This is a genomic window from Desulfovibrio psychrotolerans, assembly GCF_013340305.1.
Lineage (GTDB): Bacteria > Desulfobacterota > Desulfovibrionia > Desulfovibrionales > Desulfovibrionaceae > Halodesulfovibrio > Halodesulfovibrio psychrotolerans.
The window spans coordinates 566,856-584,732 of record NZ_BLVP01000001.1 but is presented as its reverse complement, the minus strand read 5'-3'; the positions used below and the strand labels follow the sequence as shown (position 1 = coordinate 584,732).

The window sequence follows — 17,877 nt, the reverse complement described above, 5'->3', positions numbered from 1 at the left end:
CCGCCCCGCATTGGAGACGGCCCCTGTATGACAAATCCGGGGAAATGGCTACTGCGCGGCACCGGTTGCGCGGGCAGCTTCTTCTGCTGCACGTGTGGCGGTTTCCGCTGCATCTGCTGCGACCTTGGCGGCCTCTGCAGCCTTGGCTGCAAGCTCCTGCAACTGTTCCACGGTAAGCGGGGCTTCTGCGGCCTCATGGCCCGCTGCCGTAGCGGCTTCTTCCTTGGCAGCTTCTTCTCCAGCGGGGGCTGCGGCATCTGCCGCATGATCGCCTTCTGCCTTACCTTCGGTCATATCGTGCTTGTGTCCCGCTTCCTGCGCATGGCCGTGGGCGGCGTGGTCTTCATCAGAGTGTCCTGCCATGGCTTCTATGGCGCGTGCGGGGTTTTCCTCAACTTCCTTGAGGATGGCGAGGGGCCTGTCTTCCTTAAGCCACTGCACGCGACCGGTTTCCACCTCGTACATGGCACCCACAACCTTAACCTTGCCGCTCCTGACCAGTTCGCGGGTGCTGGGGCTGCGCATGAACAGATCGGTGATGGACTGCCATACGTTCTGTTCCGTAGCCTGCGGCACCAGCGCTTTGCCTGAAAGGCCGGTGTGCTTTTTGGTACGCTCCACAGCGGGGACGATGGAGGCAACAAGGCCGGGGATGTTGCGCTCCAGCTCGTGCCCGTGTCCTTCCACGGCTTCGGTCACGGCGGTCACGGCACCGCACTGCGTATGGCCGAGAACCACCAGCAGCGGGGTGTTTACGTGGGAAAGTCCGTATTCTATGGAGCCTGCCTCGTTGCCCTGCACCACGTTGCCCGCCACGCGGACCACAAAGATATCCATGACCCCTGCATCAAAAATGCGTTCTACAGGTACGCGGGAGTCAGAACAGGAAAGCACGGTGGCAAAGGCGTGGTCGCCCTGACTTTCCTTGCCTGCCTGTTCAAGGCGTTTGGCATCTGTGCGGGGGTGCTCCGCATCGCCTTTGGCAAAGCGTTCATTGCCTTCCTTGAGCAGCTTGAGCGAAAGTTCCGGGGTGCGCTTGTCCTTGGTCTGCACCTTGTTTCCGCTGTCGCTGCAGGTTGTCACAAAGAGCAGAACAGCCAGAAACAGTGCTGCAAGGATGATGAGGTTACGTTTGGATATGGAAGACATGCGTTTCTCCTCTAAGACGAGTTCTTACGGAAAGGGCTTCGGACAACGGCGGGGCTTCCCGCCGGGGGCGCTCCTCTTTCGCAGGGGGAGTGAGGTGCGCTGGTATTACACAGTATTCACAAGTCTGTGACGATTAGCAACGAAATTGTGCCCGTTTGCCCGCAAAGTTTGCCGTAACGCTATTCCTCGTGGAAAATCTGCCTGTCCGTGCCCAGATACGCCTCCACACCGTGGAAGAAGGTGTTCAGCAGTTTTGAACGGTATTTGTCCTTGTGCACCACGGCATGGAAGTGGCGGATAAGGCGGATGTTTTTAAGGTGCACCCGGAACAGCTCGCCGTATTCCAGTTCGCGCTGGATGGCGAAGGGGGAAAGGCAGCTTATGGTATCTGAGTTTTGCAGGACGCGTTTGATGGAAACCGTATGGTGCATCTGCAGCGTTATACGCATTCTGTCCATGTAGCTGCCGAGGTAGGCATCGAAGGTGTCACGGGAGCCTGCTCCCGGTTCGCGCAGAATCCATTTTTTCTGCAGGAGTTCTTCTATATCATACGGGCCTTTTTTGGCGAAAATCTCGTCACTGGAAACCACGAACAGTTCGTCCTGACAAAGGCGGGTGGCTTCCAGCACCGGGTTGTCGATTTCAGTCTCCACCAGCCCTATGTCTATGGTGCCATCCTCCAGACCGTCCGCTATGTCGTGCGGATTGGTGAACACCGTTTCCACTGTGGCGTGGGGGTAACGGTCTTCGAATTCAAAGAGTATCTGTGGCAGAATGTAGTCGGCAATGGTGGACGATGCCCCCACCACCAGCACGCCGGTCATGTTGTCACCCTCAAAGGTGCGCAGAACCTGCCCCAGGTTGTGCATGGCGGGTTCCAGCTGACGCAGGAAGGTGCGTCCGTGCGGATTAAGGGCGAGCCGCCTGTTCAGACGGTCGAAGAGCTGTACGCCCAGATCCTGCTCCAGCCCTTTAAGGGCAACGGAAACGGCAGACTGGGTGAGGTAGTGTTCTTTGGCGACCTGTGAAATGTTCGGGTTTTTCGCAAGGGAGATGAACAGCTCCAACTGGCGAAGATTCATACTGCCTCCGGGCGGATGAAAAGAATATGGGAGTGTGAAGTATAAGCCGGAGTCATTACTCTGGCAAGATTTGATGAATTTCCTGAATGGATGCGCGGCAGGCGTGCAAAACAGGAACGCCGTTACGGCGTGAACCGTAACGGCGTCCGCTCGGGACCGGCAGGTTGCGCCGCCTGTCCCGTGGTCCGGCGTATTCCGAATCCGTTAGTTCTTCAGGAAGTAGCGGATGAAGCCGCGTTCGCGCTTCTCGGCACTTTCGCTCCTGAACTGGAGGTACAGCACGGTGCATCCGGCTACTGCGGTTGCAAGCACAATGGCGGCAAAGACAACACGCTGACCTGCATCATAGCTGCCCACGATGAGATCCTGAATGGTGAACATAACGAGCATGAGCAGGGACATGAGTGCAAAAGACATGGTAAGACTCCTGATAGGGTGTATTGTTTTCTGTTGTCTGCGCATGGCGTAGTGCCACAGAGCGCAGGCAACGGTGTTGTTGCAAAGACTGGGGCGTTACAGACCGGATACGTTCCGGTTGTTACCCTTTCCGGTGCGGGCGGCTCCATGCAACCGGAGTTACGGTTGATCATGGGGCACGTGTGCCGCAGTCGGATTGTGAAAAAAAGCTCTTGTGTTGTTAGTCTGCATGCGCTGTCGCGTCTGTATGCACTTGCCGGATATATCCGGGGTGCTTTCCGGTGACGCAGGGCTGCGGAGATGCGGGCTATCTATCGTGAGGAAGGGGTATTTCACACAACTTGTGAAATGCTTTTCCTGTTCACGATACCGTGCCGATAACCAAGTACAGGGTATCGGGCGAAGAGTTGCAACGGCACTGCATATTGCTCTGTGGCGTTGCGGCGTGAAGAGAACATACGCCAGTTTGCGGAATGCGCAAACGAGAAATTTTCATGTGACTCATAAGTAAAATTGATCATTCAAACGGTCGGGTGCCCTTGCCAGGGCTGCTGTGTCTGCTTACCTTATCCTTCATGCTCAACCATACTCCATCTGAGGGAGGAAGAATGCGACGTATCCGGACAGCCCTGCTGATCATGCTTGCCCTGCTTGCCGTATCTCCGGCGCACGCTTTTTTCGGTATGTTTTCCAAATATGCCGAGGTGAAGGCGGATAACGGTCTTGTTGCCATACCGCTTGCGGATATTGCCGAAGGCAAGGCGCAGCACTACCGGTTTGTTCACGGCGGCAAGGAAGTGAAGTTTTTTCTGCTTAAAACCCCGGACGGGGTTGTGCGCGCCGCCTTTGACGCCTGCGATGTGTGCTTTCATTCCAAGAAAGGATACACGCAGGATAAGGATTTCATGATCTGCAACAACTGCGGCATGCGCTTCCACTCATCGCGCATCGGCGATGTGGAGGGCGGCTGCAACCCTGCCCCCCTGCCGCGCAGCATTAAGGATGGCAGCGTGGTCATGAGCGTGGAAGACCTGATGACCGGGCAGAGGTTCTTCTGATGAACATTCTGACCATTCCGCTGCGGACCATGCGCAAGAAGTGGCTGAAGACGCTTCTTGTCTTTGTGGTGTTTGGCCTGAGCGTTGTGTCCATTGTCTCGCTCAACTATGTTTCCATGGTGGTGGGCGAGTCGCTGGAAAAGAAACTTACCGCCTTTGGAGCCAATATTCTTGTCACCCCCAAGAGTGAAAAGCTGACCGTGAGCTACGGCGGTTTTTCCATGGGCGACATGGTGATGGGCGTGACCGACCTGCGCGAACAGGACGTGGAGGAGCGGGTTCTTTCCATCGGGTATAGCGACCGCATAAGCGTTGTGGCTCCCAAGCTGGTGGCCATGACCCGTGTGCGTGATGTTGCCGTGGGCGTGATAGGGGTGCGTTTTGCGCGGGAAGAGGTGCTCAAGGGCTACTGGGCCATTGAGGGCGGATTTCCCGAAAGGGCGGACGGCGTTCTTGTGGGCGCAAAGGCGGCCCGGAAGCTGGATATAGGCGTGGGAGATACCATTGATATAGGCGGGTACAGCGCCCACGTTTCAGGTGTCATTGCGCCGACCGGCGGGGATGACGATTCGGTGCTGTTTGCGGACCTTGGATTTGTGCAGCATGTTTTCTCCCGCCCCGGCGAGGTAAGTTTTGTGGAGATAGCGGCCCTGTGCGCGGGGTGCCCCATAGAGGATATTGTCGTCCAGCTGGTGGAAGCCCTGCCGGAGACAGAGGTGCAGGCCCTGCAATCCATAGTGAAGCAGCGCATGTATGCCATGCATTTTGTGGAGCATCTCATCCTCACGGTGAGCCTTGTCATTCTGTTCATTGCCTGCTGCATGGTGGGGGCGACCATGCTCGCCTCGGTAAACGAGCGCGTGCGGGAGATAGGCCTTTTGCGCTCGCTCGGGTTCTCCCGCCGGGGCGTGTTCGGCATCTTCTGCTTTGAAGCTGTGTTCATAGGCATGGCGGCGGGGGTGCTGGGGTATCTGGGCGGCTTTGCCTTGAGCCTTAAGGTGCTGGCATTGATGGATATGGCAGGGGAAACGGCGCTGAGCATGCATCCCGGTCATCTGGCCCTGACCTGCCTGCTTGTGGTGGGTGTTTCCGTGCTGGCGGCCTTTTTCCCTTCGTGGAAGGCGGCCTCTATAGAACCTTCCACCGCGCTCATTTCCCTGTGAGGACTCCATGCTTGAAGCCTTGAATATTTCCAAGAGTTTTCAATCGGAAGGGGTTGTCACTTCCGCCCTGCGCGGGGTGAACCTTTCGCTTGCTGCCGGAGAGTTTGTGAGCATTGTGGGGCGTTCCGGGTCCGGCAAGACGACCTTTTTGAACGTGCTTGCCACGCTGCTGGCACCGGACAGCGGGCAGATTCTGTACCGCGGGGAGGATGTCACCACCTTTTCTCCGGCGCGGTTGAACAGTCTGCGCAACCGCGACTTTGCCGTTGTTTTTCAGTTCCACTACCTGCTGCCGTATCTTACGGCGCGGGAAAATGTGCTGCTGCCTTTTATGAGCGGGTTGCGCGCGGTGAGCACCGCTGCCCGCGAACGGGCGGAAGAATGCCTGCGGCGGGTGGGGCTGGGCGACAAAGGCAGCAAGCTGCCCGGACATCTTTCCGGCGGCGAGCAGCAGCGTGTGGCCATTGCCCGCGCGCTGGTCAAGGAATCTACCGTGCTTTTTGCCGACGAACCTACGGGGAATCTGGACAAGACCACCGGGGAATCCATCATGGAACTGCTGGCAGACCTGAAGAGGGACGGCCTGTCCATCGTCATGGTTACGCATGATGAGTCCTACGCCCGCAGGGCGGACCGGGTTGTGCGTATGGCGGACGGTGCGCTGGTGGAATAGCCTGCGCCATTTTGAAAGAGAAAGGGCTGCGGAGCGGTGTGCTTCGCAGCCCTTATGTTTTTTGGGGCGGAGTGGGTCAGGCGTTGCCGGGGTGGGCAGGCAGCGGGTCTGCCTTGCCGAACAGGGCGCGCAACCTGCGCTGGGCGGCATCCAGATACATGTAGTACACGGGCGTGAAGTAGAGTGTGAGCAACTGCGAGAGCAGCAGACCGCCCACAACGGCAAGGCCCAGAGGTCTGCGGGCATCTGCCCCCGCGCCGATGCCGAGGGCGATGGGCAGCGTGCCCATAAGCGCGGCCATGGTGGTCATCATGATGGGACGGAAGCGTATGAGCGCGCCTTCGCAAATGGCCCGGCGCGCGTCAAGGTTGCGGGTGCGCTGCGCTTCCAGAGCGAAGTCTATCATCATGATGGCGTTCTTTTTCACTATGCCTATGAGCATGATTATGCCCACGAAACCGTACAGGTTCAGGTCCACATTAAAGAGCATGAGCGTGAGCAGGGCACCCACCCCTGCCGAGGGAAGCCCGGAAAGGATGGTGAGGGGGTGGATGAAGCTCTCGTACAGAATGCCCAGCACCAGATAGATGACCAGAACGGATACGCCCAGCAGCATGGCGAGGCCCTTCATGGAATCCTGAAACGCCTGTGCCTCTCCCTGAAAGGTGGTGGAGATGCTGGCGGGAACCACCTCTGCGGCCACGGCTTCCACCTGCGCAACCGCAGACCCCAGTGAAACATCGGGCCGCAGGTTGAAGGAGATAGTGGCGGAAGGCAACTGCCCGGAATGGTTGATGGAAAGAGGGCCAACGCCCATCCGGCGTTCCACGAGCGTGTCCATGGGAATGAGTTTGCCGTCGCCTGACCGCACATGCAGGAAGGAGAGGGCGTCCGGGTTGGCCTGATATTCAGGGGCAAGTTCCATGAGAACGCGGTAGGTATCATTGGCCGCGTAGATGCTGGAGACGCGCCGGTTGCCGAAGGAGGTGGCAAGGGCATCCTCTATCTGATAGGCGCTTACGCCCAGCGCAGCCGCCTTGTCGCGGTGGATGAGGAGTTGCAGTTCCGGGTTGGTGAGTTCCATGTCGGAGCTTACGTCCTGCAGGTCGGGCATGACAGCCAGACGTGCTTCCAACAGGGCTGCGGAGCGGTACAGTTCTTCCGTGTTGGGACTTTGCAGGGTGAACTGGTACTGCCCCTTGCTGGAGCGTCCGCCGATGTTGATGGCGGGCGGGTTTTGCAGATAAACCTGCACGCCGGGCACCTGCGAAAGGCTTCTGCGCAGCCGTTGCAGCACCTGTTCAGCCGTTTCCTTGCGTTCCGCGTGGGGCTTGAGGTTTATCATCAGCCGTCCCGCGTTGCTGGCGGCGTTGGGCCCGCCTGCTCCTGCCACGGACATGTAGCCCGCCACGGCTTTGTCCTTATCCAGAACAGCCATCAGTTCCTTCTGGCGGCGGACCAGTGTGTCGAAGGCGATGCCCTCTTCATACACAAGCGATGCCTGCAGGCGCCCCGTATCTTCCTTGGGCAGGAATCCCTTGGGAATGACCACGAACATCCATGCGGTAACCCCCACCAGAAGGATGGAAAAACCCATGGTCAGCGCATGGTGGCGCACGCACCAGTTGAGCGTAACCTCATAGAGCCGGTGCCATGCGTTGAACATGGCTTCCATGGCGTTGTAGAACCTGCCGTGGGTTTCTTTTTCCTTACGCTGCCGCAGGATGAGGTTGCACAGCATGGGGGTGAGCGTGAGCGAAACCACGCCGGAGATGAGAATGGCGGCAGAGATGGTGACCGCGAATTCATGGAACAGCCTGCCCACCACGCCCCCCATGAACAGCACGGGAATAAACACGGCGGCGAGGGAAATGGTCATGGAAACGATGGTGAAGGCTATCTCGCGTGAGCCGTCCATGACGGCGGCGCGGATGGTTTTGCCCATCTCCTGATGCCGGACGATGTTTTCCAGCATGACGATGGCGTCGTCCACCACAAACCCCACGGAGAGCGTGAGTGCCATGAGTGAGATGTTGTTCAGGCTGAAGCCCATGTAATACATGACGCCGAAGGTGCCCACGATGGACATGGGCAGCGCAAGCCCCGGAATGATGGTGGCAGAAACTTTGCGCAGGAACATGAAGATGACCATGATGACCAGACAGATGGTCAGCACCAGCGTGAACTTTACGTCATCCACAGATTCCTTGATGGATTGGGAACGGTCGTACAGCACATCAAGGCTGGCTGCGGCGGGCAGCATTTCGCGGAATTGCGGCAGCAGTGCACGGATGGCGTCTACCACCTCCACGGTGTTGGTGCCGGGCTGCCGCTGCACGGCAAGCACCATGCCCGGCGTGCCGCTGTGCCAGTTGAGACGGCGCACGTTTTCCACGCTGTCCTGCACCAGCGCCACCTCGCCAAGCCGCACGGGCGAACCGTTGCGCCATGCCACGATGAGCGGACGGTAGGCATCGGCGTTGAGCAGCTGGCCCGATGAGCGCACCGTGTATTCTCGTGCATCGCCGGTAATGGTGCCCACGGGCAGGTTCACGTTGCTGGTGCGGATGGCGTTTGCCACCTCATCCACGCCGATTTCGCGCGATGCCAGCGCCTCCGGATTCAACTGGATGCGCACGGCGTATTTCTTGGAGCCGTAGACCTGCACCTGTGCCACGCCGTTTACCATGGAGAGGCGCTGCGCCATCATGCCTTCCGCGTATTCGTTCACATCGGAAAGCCGCATGGTGGGCGAGGAGATGGCAAGGTACAGAATGGGAAAGTCCGCCGGGTTCACCTTGCGGAAGGTGGGCGGGGAATCCATGTCTTCCGGGAGGTTGCGCGAGGCGGCGGTGATGGCCGACTGCACGTCCAGCGCTGCGGCGTCTATGTTCTTTTCCAGCGAAAACTGCATGGTTATGCGCGTGCTGCCCATGGAACTGACCGAGGTCATGGAATCCAGTCCCGCAATGGTGGAAAATTGTTTTTCCAGCGGCGTGGCAACGGCGGAGGCCATGGTTTCCGGGCTTGCGCCGGAAAGGCTGGCGCTGACCTCAATGGTGGGAAAATCCACATTGGGCAGGTCGTTCACCGGCAGGCGCGAATAGGCCATGATGCCGGAAAAGAGGATGCCGAGCATGAGCAGGGTGGTCATGACCGGCCGGTTGACGAATATGGCGGACGGATTCATGGCTATTCACCCTTGCCCGCTGCAGGGAGCGGCTGCGGCGCGGCTTGCGGGGACTGCCCGGCTTGCGGAGTCTGAGTGGACTGCGGGGACTGGGGGGCGGCACCGGGTTGCGGGCGCACCTCCACGGTCATGCCGGGGGCAAGGCGCACCTGCCCGTCCAGCACCACCCGCTCGCCAACGGCAAGCCCGGAGGCGAGAACGGTATTTTTTCCGGAGAGAAAGTCTACGGTTATCTGGCGCGCCTCTGCCTTGTTATCCGGGGTGATCACGTAAACGTAAGAGCCCTGAATACCGTCCAGCACCGCAGAGGTGGGAATGAGCAGGGCATCCGGCTTATCCCGCAGCACCAGGCCCACACGGACAAACTGGCCGGGCCACAGGCGTTTTTCTGCATTGTCAAACTGTGCGCGCAGGCGGATGGTGCCTGTGGTCGTATCCACGGCGTTATCCATGGCGGAAAGGAAGCCGCGCACCGGCTCGCGGGCCGGTGCGGACTGGCCGGACTGGGAGGACACGGCATCGGATGATGCCGGAGTGGCTTCCACAGGCACGCTCCCCGAACGCTGCATATCCAGTACCTCGGTCAGGTACCGTTCCGGCAGGGCAAACGATACGGAAACAGGGTCCAATTGGTTGATAACGCACAAGGTGCGGTCGTCGTTGGCCTTGATGACGTTACCTTCCGTTACCTGAATCATGCCCACGTTGCCGGAGATGGGAGCCTTGATGACCGTGTAGGCAAGGTCGAGCCGCGCCCGTTCCAGCGTGGCGAGGTTAAGCTGAATGTCGCTTTCCAGCGATTTGGCCTCGGCGTAAGTTTTGTCGTACTGCTCCTGCGCCACGGCGTTGATTTTGCTGAGCTGCGCGTAACGTTCCAGATCCTTGGCGGCCTTGGCAAGTTGCACCCGGTTGCGGTCCAGCCGCGCCTGCGCCTCACGGATAACCAGTTCAAAGGGACGCGGGTCCAGCCTGAAGAGCAGGTCGCCCTCGCGCACGCTCTGGCCGTCGCGCACGCGCTGTTCCACTATGATGCCGCCCACCTGCGTTTTGATCTGCACGGTAGCCTGCGGCTGCACGTTGCCCACGGCGGTTACGACCAGCGGCGTTGCCTGCTGCGCAACTTCGACCACGGTGACCGGAACTGCCGGAACTCCTTTGGGTTGCGCAGGCTTGCTGTCGCCGTTTCCGCAACCGGCAGCAAGGAGCACGGCAAACAGGAGTGCTGCCGCAGTAAAAAACGATGGGCGGCGCAGGGAGGCTAGGGGGAAAGGTGTGGTCACTCTGATTCTCCGATAGAGAAGGGGGTGGAAATTGGTCTGGACAATAACCGGAAAATGATTGTCAAAACGGGGTGGATAGTCAACGCCAATCCGGCGGCTGCATAAAATTGATACACTTGTTACAGCCAGAAGGCGCAGGTTGAGGTGCCCGCAAGGCGGAGACGCCGGACGGCTCACAGCGTGCCGGCAGGCTCCGGAGGCGGGCGGAAGGAGGCGCAAACAGGCGTAAGGGCGCGATTGGGGCACGCCAGCATACGGAGAATATTCAGGATTGACTCACGCAGGGACATGCGAGAAGACGTGTGCGGGCCGGAGCAACAGGCGGCCCCTCTTTGCCTATTTGTATAACGGGAGAAAAGGCATGATAGCGGACACCTTGGAGCATTGGCGGCGGTATCCTCTGGGAGCGGCGTGGGAGAAGGCGTTTGCCTTTCTGGAAGGTGTGTCGCCGGATATCCCCGCCGGACGGTATGCCATTGCCGGAGACGATATCTTTGCGGAAGTGGCGGAGTATGTTCCTGTTCCGGGCGGTACCAAGCCGTATGAGGCGCACCGGGTATATATGGACCTGCAGTATCTTCTGGCAGGCCGGGAATGGCTGCTGAACGCCCCGCTGGATACGCTGCGGCTGCGCCAGCCGTATAATGCCGAGCGGGACTTCGCGCTGTACGAGGTGCCCGCACAGGAAAGTGCGCGGGTTCCCCTTGGTGGAGGCATGTTTGCCGCACTGTATCCGCACGACGGACATTGCCCCGGTATTGCACGGCATGGCGGACTGGTTGGCGAACCGGCTGACGAATTGGCTGACGAATCGGCTGACGAACCGGATGCCGGAGTGGCTACTGACGTGGCTGGAGCAGCGGCGGTACGGGCAGGGCAGCCCGTGAAAAAGGTGGTGGTAAAAATACGCGTGGCCCTGCTTGCCGGAATGGGGAACGGGTAAGGTTTTTGGGGGAGGCATCTGCTGTCGCGCCCATTTCGCCCATTTCGTTTTGTCTGCCCCGTTAAGTCCCGTCCGTCCCGTTAGTCCTGTTCTTTCCTTTCCTGTTCAGCGGCAGCGGGAAGTGTGATGAGGCAGGGGGGCTATCAGAAGCCGGAAGCGCGTGACGGACACGATTCCTGCCGCAGGGGGAGCCGGATGTGGAACCGCGTTCCCTTGCCCACTTCGGAGGTGACATCAATCTCGCCGCAATGGCGGCTGATGACCTCATGGGCGTAGAACAGGCCTATGCCCGTACCCACTGAGCCCTTGGAGGAAAAGAACATGGTGAACATGTTCTGGCGGGTTTCCGGGTCCAGTCCCACGCCGTTGTCCTCTATTTCGAAATGGGCGTACCCCTCGTTGCGCCATGCCCGCAGATGCACGGCGTGGTCTGTCTTGCTTCTGTCGTACAGGCAGGCATCCACGGCATTATCCAGAATGTTGGTGATGGCTGAGGTCAGGATTCCGGCGTCCGCCTCCAGCGTGCCGCTGGCCTTTTCCGTGTCCACGTAAAGAGGAATGCCGTGGGATTGCGCCTTGTGGCGCACGGCATCCACCTGCTTTTCGGCAAAGCTGCGCAGGTCCGTTACGCCCAGTTCCAGTTCTCTGGCTTTGGCGAAGTCCAGAATATCCATCGACATCTTGCGCAGTGTGGCCAGCTTGCCCCGTACCTGCGCCCACCCGGAGGCGATGCGTTCCATGTCGTTTTTGCGCAGGCCCGCCTCTACATTATAGGCACCGCCGTCTATGGCCATGAGCAGGCCCTTCATGCCGTGGGACATGGACCCGAGCATGATGCCCAGCGTGGCGAGGTGCCCCTGCAACTGGCGGATCATGGTGATGTCTGCGGAAAGCTCTATCACATGGGTGATGTTTCCGTCTTCGTCATGCACCGGCGCTGTCTGCACCAAAATGTTGCAGGGGGTTCCCTTTTGCGTGGAGACCTGCATCTCTGCCTGATGGGATTGCCCGTCTTCGAATGTTTTCAGAATGGGACAATCCATGCACGGTTCGGACCGGTGCTTTAGAATTTCATAGCAATGTCCGCCCTCGGAGTAGGGGAAGTGCTCCTTGAACAGCCTGTTGGCGTCTACAATGCGCAGGTCTTTGTCCTGTACGGTGATGAAGCAGGGGGCTTCGTCAAAAAGTTTGCGGTACTGACGCTGCGCGCGCAGGAGTTTTTGCTGCTGTTCTTCCACCTCGGAAACGTCTACCGCGATTTCCAGCACAAGGTCCTGATCCTTTGACGGTCCGCCCACGGGAAAGGTGTAGATGAGCGCGGGAAGTTCTTCGCCGGTGGCCGTGAAAATGGGTTCGCACCGCTTGCAGGCATGGCCGGAGGTGAAGGTTTCCTCCACGGGGTGGGTCCAGTTTTCGTTGTCAGCCGACTGGTAGGTGATGCCCTGCGCATCGTTGGTGCAGAAGCGGGAGCGGAATGCGGCGTTTGCGGCTACAACCGAGCCGCACCGGTCGTGCACAGAGACGTATGTGGGGAGCTTGGCCACGTATTCCGTGCATTTGGCGTCCTCCACTGCCTCGATCATGGCGCGGGAAAGGCCTTCCACAATCTGGCTTGCGGCGGCTATGCGCTCATCATGCAGCAGGTTTGCAGCCTGTTTGCGGGCAACGGCGTTGGCATCGGTGCGCAGTTGCAACAGTTCGTGCTTTGCCAGCGCATCGTCCCACGCCTTGCGAATGGTGGCCAGCAGCAGGCCGGGGGCATAGGGCTCCGGCACAATGGCGGATGCGCCTTCATCCAGCAGAGTGGCGGCGTCGTCAAATTCTTCGGGAAAGGCAAGGATGACGATTTCCGAATCCAGAATGTCCGGCACGGAATGGGGACGGGCGAGGATGACCGTGGGGGGATTCTGGCGATCCACGGCAAAGCCCGAAGTGCCGCACAGGCCACCTATTCCGCGGGGAGTTTCCAGAACCGAGAAGCCCGCACGGCGCAGCAGGCTTACTATATCCGGCGCATCAAAGGTGACAAGCACTGTGGGCATGGAAGGCGCACACGCCGGGTCAGATGCGTACGAATGGCGGAAGAGCGGTATGGAGTGCGGCATGGTGGTTATCCTTCACCCGGTGGCGGATGCAAAAGAGCCGTGCGACAGTATTCCTGCCGCACGGCCATAAGCATTTGAGCAGACCTAGGCGATTCGCTCTGCAACGGTGCTGAGCAGCAGCGACACGTTGACGGGCTTTTCTATGGTGGGAATACCCTTGCGCAGCGCCGGGGGACGGGGCCCCACACCGCTGACGACAACAACAGGCGTATCCTTGATCTCTCCTTCCTTGCGCATGTTCACGTAGAACATGGTGCCGCCCTTATCGGGCATTTCCATGTCCAGCAGAACGAGGTCCGGTTTTTCCTTACGAACTTTTTCAAGACCTTCCGCACAGCTGTAAGCGGCGCAGGTGGAATAGTCGTTATCGCGCAGCAGGTCTTCGAGGAATGCGACAATTGCCGGATCATCATCAACGATGAGGATTTTCTTGGGCATAAGCCCCTCCCGTCTTCCCGTTTCCGGGCTTTGACCCCGGTTCTGTGCGCCTGTTCCGCAGCGTGCAGCGTTACGATGCGGAGCGGGCGCACAAACCGTTGCGGGCCGTAGTTACGTGTTAGCTCTTTTGTCTGCCGAGGGCAGTAAGCAGTTCTGCCATTATGCCCAGAGCCTGCTTGGATTCCTTGCTGTGCAGCTGACCCACCATGCCGATGGGGCTTACGCTTCTGGCATTCTGGATATCTGCATCGGCAAGGCGTTCCAGCAGTCCGGCCATGTTCACCAGTGCGGTGCCCATGCGGCCGAATTCTTCCGGGGTGTATTTCTGGGTGATCTGGCCCATGGAACCGGACAGTGCGCCCAACGCGGCGAACACGCCATTACGCTCCAGCTCATCGAACTTTTCGATGGAGGCAAGGAAGGTGGGCTTGATCATGGGTTCGCAGGTGCGCCACAGTTCGATGATGTTTTCCATGGATTCCAGCATCCACGTAAGGTCGCGGACGCTCATGAGGAAACGCTTGGACAGGGCACCAAGGTCCTGCATCTCGCAGCGTTCCTGCACGTCGCTGAACCCCTTGAGCATTACGTTGTTCATCACATCGCGGACGATGGGCGTAATGGTTTCCTGAAGATCCTGCATGGTTTCCGCACGGCTGTGCATCATGCTGATCTTTTCCTCAAGGGATTCGAGGCGTTCGAGTATGCGTTCTTCGTTGGTCATGTGTACCGCCCCTAGTCTTTCTTGGCCTTGCGGACGTCCATTTTGCCGGCCATGTACATGTCCGGTTCAAACGGCAGTTCGTGCCCCTTCATCATGAGGTTGAAGTATATCCAGCGGAACATCAGCTTGCCGTAGTAGTTCATGCGGCTTTCGCCTAGCAGGTCGAAGGGACCCACGCCGGGCAGGGGGAACTTGCCGGGCAGCGGCTCCACCGTGTAGTTGAAGTCGATGAGCGAGGCCTTGTCGAAGCCGGTGACGATGAAGCAGTTGGAATGGCCGTCGAAGTGGTGGTGGGGCTCCTGACCGTTGATTTCGGCGTACAGGTTGGCGCACACGATGTCGCACTCGAAGTGAGCCACGGAACCGGCCTTGGAAGTGGGCACGTTGGTGGTATCACCCAGCACGTACACATTATCCATCTGCTCGGCCTTGAGGGTGGCGTTGTCTGTGGGGATGTACATCATGGCATCGCCCAGACCGGAATCTTCGATGACCTGCTGGCCGAAGTTCGGGGGAATGGAAACCAGCATGTCGTATTCGAGTTCATTACCCGTAACATCGGTAATGACCTTGTTCTCGGCGTCCACGCTGTCGAGCACGAAGTTGGGAACAACCTTGATGTTCTTGTCGTCGCACAGCTTGCCCAGTACCTCGGCGGCAACAGCCTTGGTGAAGGCACCGGTGAGCGGGGTGACCAGTTCGATCTCTATGTTCTTTCGCACGCCCATCTTGGTGAAGAACCAGTCGGCCATGTACACGAACTCAAGGGGGGCAACCGGGCATTTGATGGGCATTTCCGCAATGTTGAACACCATGCGGCCCTTCTTGAAGTTGTGCATCTGGGGGCACAGTGCCTTCGCGCCGTCGGGGGTGTAGAAATCGAAGATATTCTTGCGCCAGCCGTCGGACATGCCTTCAATTTCTTCGGGCATGATGCGGCAGCCGGTGGAAATGACCATGTAGTCGTATTCGTACTTGCCCTGCTTGGTGGTGACGACCTTGGCAGCAGGGTCTATGTTCACGATGGTGTCGAGAACGAAGTTGACGCCGCGGGGGATGAAGTCGGACTTGGGCTTCACACAGTCTTTCAGCGTGTATATGCCAAAGGGCACAAACAGCCAGCCGGGCTGGTAGTGGTGCACGGGGTCGCGGTCAATGATGGTGATGTCCCATTCGGACTCCGCCAGCAGCTTCCGCATCTTGGCCGCAACCATGGTGCCGCCGGAACCGGAACCGAGAATGAGCAGTTTTTTCATGCCAGGTCTCCTTTATCGAATTCTATTCTCTAAACCGTTATTGAGTGTCCCCTGTCGCAGGGGCGCGTGTTCTTGCTGTTCCGGCTGCAGCGCACACCGGCACCCAACCCCTTACGGGAAAGGGGTATTCAATCATTTGTAGGAGCGATAAAGCAGCCCGGCCGTGAAAGGATGAACTGTTTCCGCAACATGCCCGCCCGTGCGGGGAAAATTGCCGTGTCCGGCTGCTACTGGCAGGGGTATGACGTGATGTTGTCCTTCATCAGGTCTGCCAGCGTTATGGATTCCAAGGTTTGCTCCAGAGCCTGCGCAACGTTGTTCCATGCGGAACGGGCGTTGCAGTCATGGTCGCCGCACATATTGTCCGGGCAGCACTGGGGAGGCTGAACGCCGCCTTCCATTACACGCAGCACCTGACCCAAGGTTACTTCCTCAGGGCGGATGCACAGCAGATGACCGCCGGATGCGCCGCGTACGCTGCGGACAAAACCCGCCGTCTTGAGGGGGCGGATAATCTTTTCGATGAACTTCACGGAAATGCCCGTGCTGTCGGAAAGAACTGTTGCCGGGATGGGCTTGTCGGAATCGTGCATGGCAAGCTGTGCGAGAAGTCGGGATGCGTAATGCGCGGTGGTGGATATTCTCATACATGTTCTCCCGGGTGTGTTCCGTTTCGGTGCGGAGCCTTATGCCCGCCTGCGGCGCGGATTGGTCTGCCACATGGCTTTGGTCGGCGTTCCGCCCTGTTCTCCAGAAGATTAACCGGAACTTCTTAATCTGGGATTGATTTAATTCCGATTAAATTTATCTGGATTCGTTACGTCTGAATTAAAGCAAAGTGAAAAATGTGTCAAGCGACCCGCTTCAAGATTTATTGTCTGTTATTGCAATGTGTTGCTGTTTTTATGTAAAAAATAAGCATGGTTGTGCGCTCAGTCTTTTCTGCTGCCCGGGAGGGGGCAAGGCTGACTGTCCGCAGTGCGGGAGGCGTTTTTATGGCCGTGGAGTGCGAGGGGCAGGGGATAAAAGAAACCGGAAGCGGATTGCAGGAAAATGACGATGAAGTTTGTCGCCCCAGCATAAGTGTTCTTTTGCTGGTCGGCATACCTGCTGATCGGAACCTATTGAGAAGGAAAGAGGGATGTGCGCAGCCGGTGGGATGCGATAAGGCGGGAAGGGGGGGGCGGGGCGGTGGCAGGTGTTGCCGGTGCGCAGCGGATTGCTTTACGGTGCGGGGCCGTTATTCGTCATCCAGCGTAATACCGCCCTCTATAAGGTCTTTAAGAGTTATGGAATCCAGTTCGCGGGCGAGGGCGCGGGATGCCCGCAGCCAGACCACCCGCGTGAGACATCGCCCCGTGCGGGGGCATTCTTTGGCAATGTCTTCCTGACAACAGTGCGTGAGGTCGATGCCGCCTTCCATTATCCGGATGACATCGCCTATGGTTGTTGCTTCGGGTTTGTGGGCAAGCATGTGTCCGCCGGAGGCACCGCGTAAGCTTGTCACCAGTCCCGCCTTTTTCAGCGGTTTGAGGATTTGTTCGATAAACTGGACGGAGATGCCGGAAACTTCAGAAAGAGTGGTGGTGGTCACCGGGGTTTCCGCATCGCTGTGCTGGGCGAGGTCAAGAAGGAGGCGTGTGGCATACCGTGTGCGGGCGGAGAGTTTCATAGGCTGTGTACGCTGGTTGATGGGTTGGCGTGCCTCGCGTGACACTGAACTCGGTATTACCCAATACCCCTACATGAGCCATCTCTTTGCGTCAAGAAACCCGCCGGATTATGCGGGACGTACCTGGTGGGTACATTGTGCCGGTGTGTTGTGCCGGTATGTTTGGGTGGAAGGAGAGAGGATGAAACGGGGTGGCCTTGTGAAGGATGCGGATGCACCCCGTTTCATCGCCCTATACACGCTGATATGCATGCGGAACGTCTGCTCCGGCTTTGCCGCCGGGGCACGGCCCGTTGGCGGTGCCCTGAACGGTCATGCCCGTTCCGGTGAAATTTTTCCGGTTTCAGTCCCCGGTGCGGTCATGCGGGAAGGCGCATGCCGCCGGAGGCTTTTCCGTGAATCCGGTTAACCGATGCCTCTTCCTGCCCCGCAATCTGTTGCGGAGAGGAGTGTGGACAGGTGTGCGCACGTGGGGGAACCGCACCGCCCTGCCGTGTGGCATGGGTATGTTCCGGCACTGCCCTAGTGCTTACGGAAGGGCTTCCACATATCCCAGTCCATGGGACGGTTCACGGCCTCTTCCTGCGCTTCGCGGGGCTTAGCTGCCCTTTCCTTGGCACGCTGTTCCCACCGCTTCTTGTTGAAACAGGTCCACATATCCCAGTTCATGGGCTTCTGCTGTTCGTCCTGCGTCATGTGGTTGCGCGTTGTCATAGCCAGTCTCCTT

Annotated in this window: 16 protein-coding genes; 4 read left to right on the top strand and 12 right to left on the bottom strand. The window is 58.7% G+C overall.

Annotation, left to right across the window (positions count from 1 at the left end; genetic code table 11):
- Positions 1 to 48: 48 nt before the first annotated feature.
- From HUV26_RS02580 to HUV26_RS02570, 3 genes are all read right to left on the bottom strand, one after another.
- On the bottom strand, positions 49 to 1,149 hold the full coding sequence (locus HUV26_RS02580; protein WP_174408508.1) for a carbonic anhydrase: 1,101 nt from the start codon (positions 1,147 to 1,149) through the stop codon (positions 49 to 51).
- Between the two features lie 179 nt (positions 1,150 to 1,328).
- Positions 1,329 to 2,231 (bottom strand): LysR substrate-binding domain-containing protein, encoded by a 903-nt coding sequence (locus tag HUV26_RS02575; RefSeq protein WP_174408507.1) that lies wholly within the window; start codon positions 2,229 to 2,231, stop codon positions 1,329 to 1,331.
- A gap of 204 nt (positions 2,232 to 2,435) precedes the next feature.
- Positions 2,436 to 2,648: a hypothetical protein gene (locus HUV26_RS02570; protein WP_174408506.1), complete on the bottom strand. Its 213-nt coding sequence runs from the start codon at positions 2,646 to 2,648 to the stop codon at positions 2,436 to 2,438.
- A gap of 608 nt (positions 2,649 to 3,256) precedes the next feature.
- Here HUV26_RS02570 and HUV26_RS02565 point away from each other — a divergent pair.
- From HUV26_RS02565 to HUV26_RS02555, 3 genes are read left to right on the top strand one after another with little or no spacing between them, the layout of a single operon-like run.
- Entirely contained in the window at positions 3,257 to 3,706 is a 450-nt protein-coding gene (locus HUV26_RS02565) for a DUF2318 domain-containing protein (protein ID WP_174408505.1), read from the top strand.
- Complete coding sequence (locus HUV26_RS02560; RefSeq protein ID WP_174408504.1) at positions 3,706 to 4,869, top strand: ABC transporter permease; 1,164 nt, start codon at positions 3,706 to 3,708, stop codon at positions 4,867 to 4,869. The genes HUV26_RS02565 and HUV26_RS02560 overlap by 1 nt, the downstream gene beginning before the upstream one ends.
- A gap of 7 nt (positions 4,870 to 4,876) precedes the next feature.
- Positions 4,877 to 5,542 carry an ABC transporter ATP-binding protein gene (locus HUV26_RS02555; protein ID WP_174408503.1) on the top strand — a complete coding sequence of 222 codons (666 nt, stop codon included), beginning with the start codon at positions 4,877 to 4,879 and terminating at the stop codon, positions 5,540 to 5,542.
- Positions 5,543 to 5,618: 76 nt separating this feature from the next.
- Here the strand turns inward: HUV26_RS02555 and HUV26_RS02550 are convergent, their stop codons facing one another.
- Both HUV26_RS02550 and HUV26_RS02545 read right to left on the bottom strand, forming a co-directional pair.
- Positions 5,619 to 8,732 carry an efflux RND transporter permease subunit gene (locus HUV26_RS02550; protein WP_174408502.1) on the bottom strand — a complete coding sequence of 1,038 codons (3,114 nt, stop codon included), beginning with the start codon at positions 8,730 to 8,732 and terminating at the stop codon, positions 5,619 to 5,621.
- 2 nt (positions 8,733 to 8,734) lie between these two features.
- Positions 8,735 to 10,012, bottom strand: a complete 1,278-nt coding sequence (locus tag HUV26_RS02545; RefSeq protein ID WP_174408501.1) for an efflux RND transporter periplasmic adaptor subunit — start codon at positions 10,010 to 10,012, stop codon at positions 8,735 to 8,737.
- A 361-nt stretch (positions 10,013 to 10,373) separates the two neighbouring features.
- On the opposite strand from HUV26_RS02545, the gene HUV26_RS02540 reads away from it, so the two are divergent.
- Positions 10,374 to 10,955, top strand: coding sequence for a NanQ anomerase/TabA/YiaL family protein (locus HUV26_RS02540; protein WP_174408500.1), 582 nt, complete (start codon positions 10,374 to 10,376; stop codon positions 10,953 to 10,955).
- A 143-nt stretch (positions 10,956 to 11,098) separates the two neighbouring features.
- Here the strand turns inward: HUV26_RS02540 and HUV26_RS02535 are convergent, their stop codons facing one another.
- The 7 genes from HUV26_RS02535 to HUV26_RS02505 form a co-directional block, all read right to left on the bottom strand.
- A complete protein-coding gene (locus HUV26_RS02535; RefSeq protein WP_174408499.1) occupies positions 11,099 to 13,060 on the bottom strand; it encodes a PAS domain-containing sensor histidine kinase in 1,962 nt (653 codons plus the stop codon).
- Positions 13,061 to 13,144: 84 nt separating this feature from the next.
- The gene (locus tag HUV26_RS02530) at positions 13,145 to 13,498 is read right to left on the bottom strand and encodes a response regulator (RefSeq protein WP_174408498.1); all 354 of its coding nucleotides are present in this window, start codon (positions 13,496 to 13,498) and stop codon (positions 13,145 to 13,147) included.
- A gap of 118 nt (positions 13,499 to 13,616) precedes the next feature.
- A complete protein-coding gene (locus tag HUV26_RS02525) occupies positions 13,617 to 14,222 on the bottom strand; it encodes a DUF1641 domain-containing protein (protein ID WP_174408497.1) in 606 nt (201 codons plus the stop codon).
- An 11-nt stretch (positions 14,223 to 14,233) separates the two neighbouring features.
- A complete protein-coding gene (gene sqr, locus HUV26_RS02520; protein ID WP_174408496.1) occupies positions 14,234 to 15,478 on the bottom strand; it encodes a type III sulfide quinone reductase, selenoprotein subtype in 1,245 nt (414 codons plus the stop codon).
- Positions 15,479 to 15,705: 227 nt separating this feature from the next.
- Positions 15,706 to 16,125: an RrF2 family transcriptional regulator gene (locus HUV26_RS02515; RefSeq protein ID WP_174408495.1), complete on the bottom strand. Its 420-nt coding sequence runs from the start codon at positions 16,123 to 16,125 to the stop codon at positions 15,706 to 15,708.
- A gap of 593 nt (positions 16,126 to 16,718) precedes the next feature.
- Positions 16,719 to 17,150, bottom strand: coding sequence for an RrF2 family transcriptional regulator (locus tag HUV26_RS02510; RefSeq protein ID WP_174408494.1), 432 nt, complete (start codon positions 17,148 to 17,150; stop codon positions 16,719 to 16,721).
- A gap of 522 nt (positions 17,151 to 17,672) precedes the next feature.
- Positions 17,673 to 17,864 carry a hypothetical protein gene (locus HUV26_RS02505; RefSeq protein WP_174408493.1) on the bottom strand — a complete coding sequence of 64 codons (192 nt, stop codon included), beginning with the start codon at positions 17,862 to 17,864 and terminating at the stop codon, positions 17,673 to 17,675.
- Positions 17,865 to 17,877 lie beyond the last annotated feature (13 nt).

Bases quoted from the DNA above. Each gene is read 5' to 3' on its own strand.
- HUV26_RS02580 (WP_174408508.1), bottom strand. From the start codon at position 1,149: ATGTCTTCCATATCCAAACGTAACCTCATCATCCTTGCAGCACTGTTT.
- HUV26_RS02575 (WP_174408507.1), bottom strand. From the start codon at position 2,231: ATGAATCTTCGCCAGTTGGAGCTGTTCATCTCCCTTGCGAAAAACCCG.
- HUV26_RS02570 (WP_174408506.1), bottom strand. From the start codon at position 2,648: ATGTCTTTTGCACTCATGTCCCTGCTCATGCTCGTTATGTTCACCATT.
- HUV26_RS02565 (WP_174408505.1), top strand. From the start codon at position 3,257: ATGCGACGTATCCGGACAGCCCTGCTGATCATGCTTGCCCTGCTTGCC.
- HUV26_RS02560 (WP_174408504.1), top strand. From the start codon at position 3,706: ATGAACATTCTGACCATTCCGCTGCGGACCATGCGCAAGAAGTGGCTG.
- HUV26_RS02555 (WP_174408503.1), top strand. From the start codon at position 4,877: ATGCTTGAAGCCTTGAATATTTCCAAGAGTTTTCAATCGGAAGGGGTT.
- HUV26_RS02550 (WP_174408502.1), bottom strand. From the start codon at position 8,732: ATGAATCCGTCCGCCATATTCGTCAACCGGCCGGTCATGACCACCCTG.
- HUV26_RS02540 (WP_174408500.1), top strand. From the start codon at position 10,374: ATGATAGCGGACACCTTGGAGCATTGGCGGCGGTATCCTCTGGGAGCG.
- HUV26_RS02535 (WP_174408499.1), bottom strand. From the start codon at position 13,060: ATGCCGCACTCCATACCGCTCTTCCGCCATTCGTACGCATCTGACCCG.
- HUV26_RS02530 (WP_174408498.1), bottom strand. From the start codon at position 13,498: ATGCCCAAGAAAATCCTCATCGTTGATGATGATCCGGCAATTGTCGCA.
- HUV26_RS02525 (WP_174408497.1), bottom strand. From the start codon at position 14,222: ATGACCAACGAAGAACGCATACTCGAACGCCTCGAATCCCTTGAGGAA.
- sqr (WP_174408496.1), bottom strand. From the start codon at position 15,478: ATGAAAAAACTGCTCATTCTCGGTTCCGGTTCCGGCGGCACCATGGTT.
- HUV26_RS02515 (WP_174408495.1), bottom strand. From the start codon at position 16,125: ATGAGAATATCCACCACCGCGCATTACGCATCCCGACTTCTCGCACAG.
- HUV26_RS02510 (WP_174408494.1), bottom strand. From the start codon at position 17,150: ATGAAACTCTCCGCCCGCACACGGTATGCCACACGCCTCCTTCTTGAC.
- HUV26_RS02505 (WP_174408493.1), bottom strand. From the start codon at position 17,864: ATGACAACGCGCAACCACATGACGCAGGACGAACAGCAGAAGCCCATG.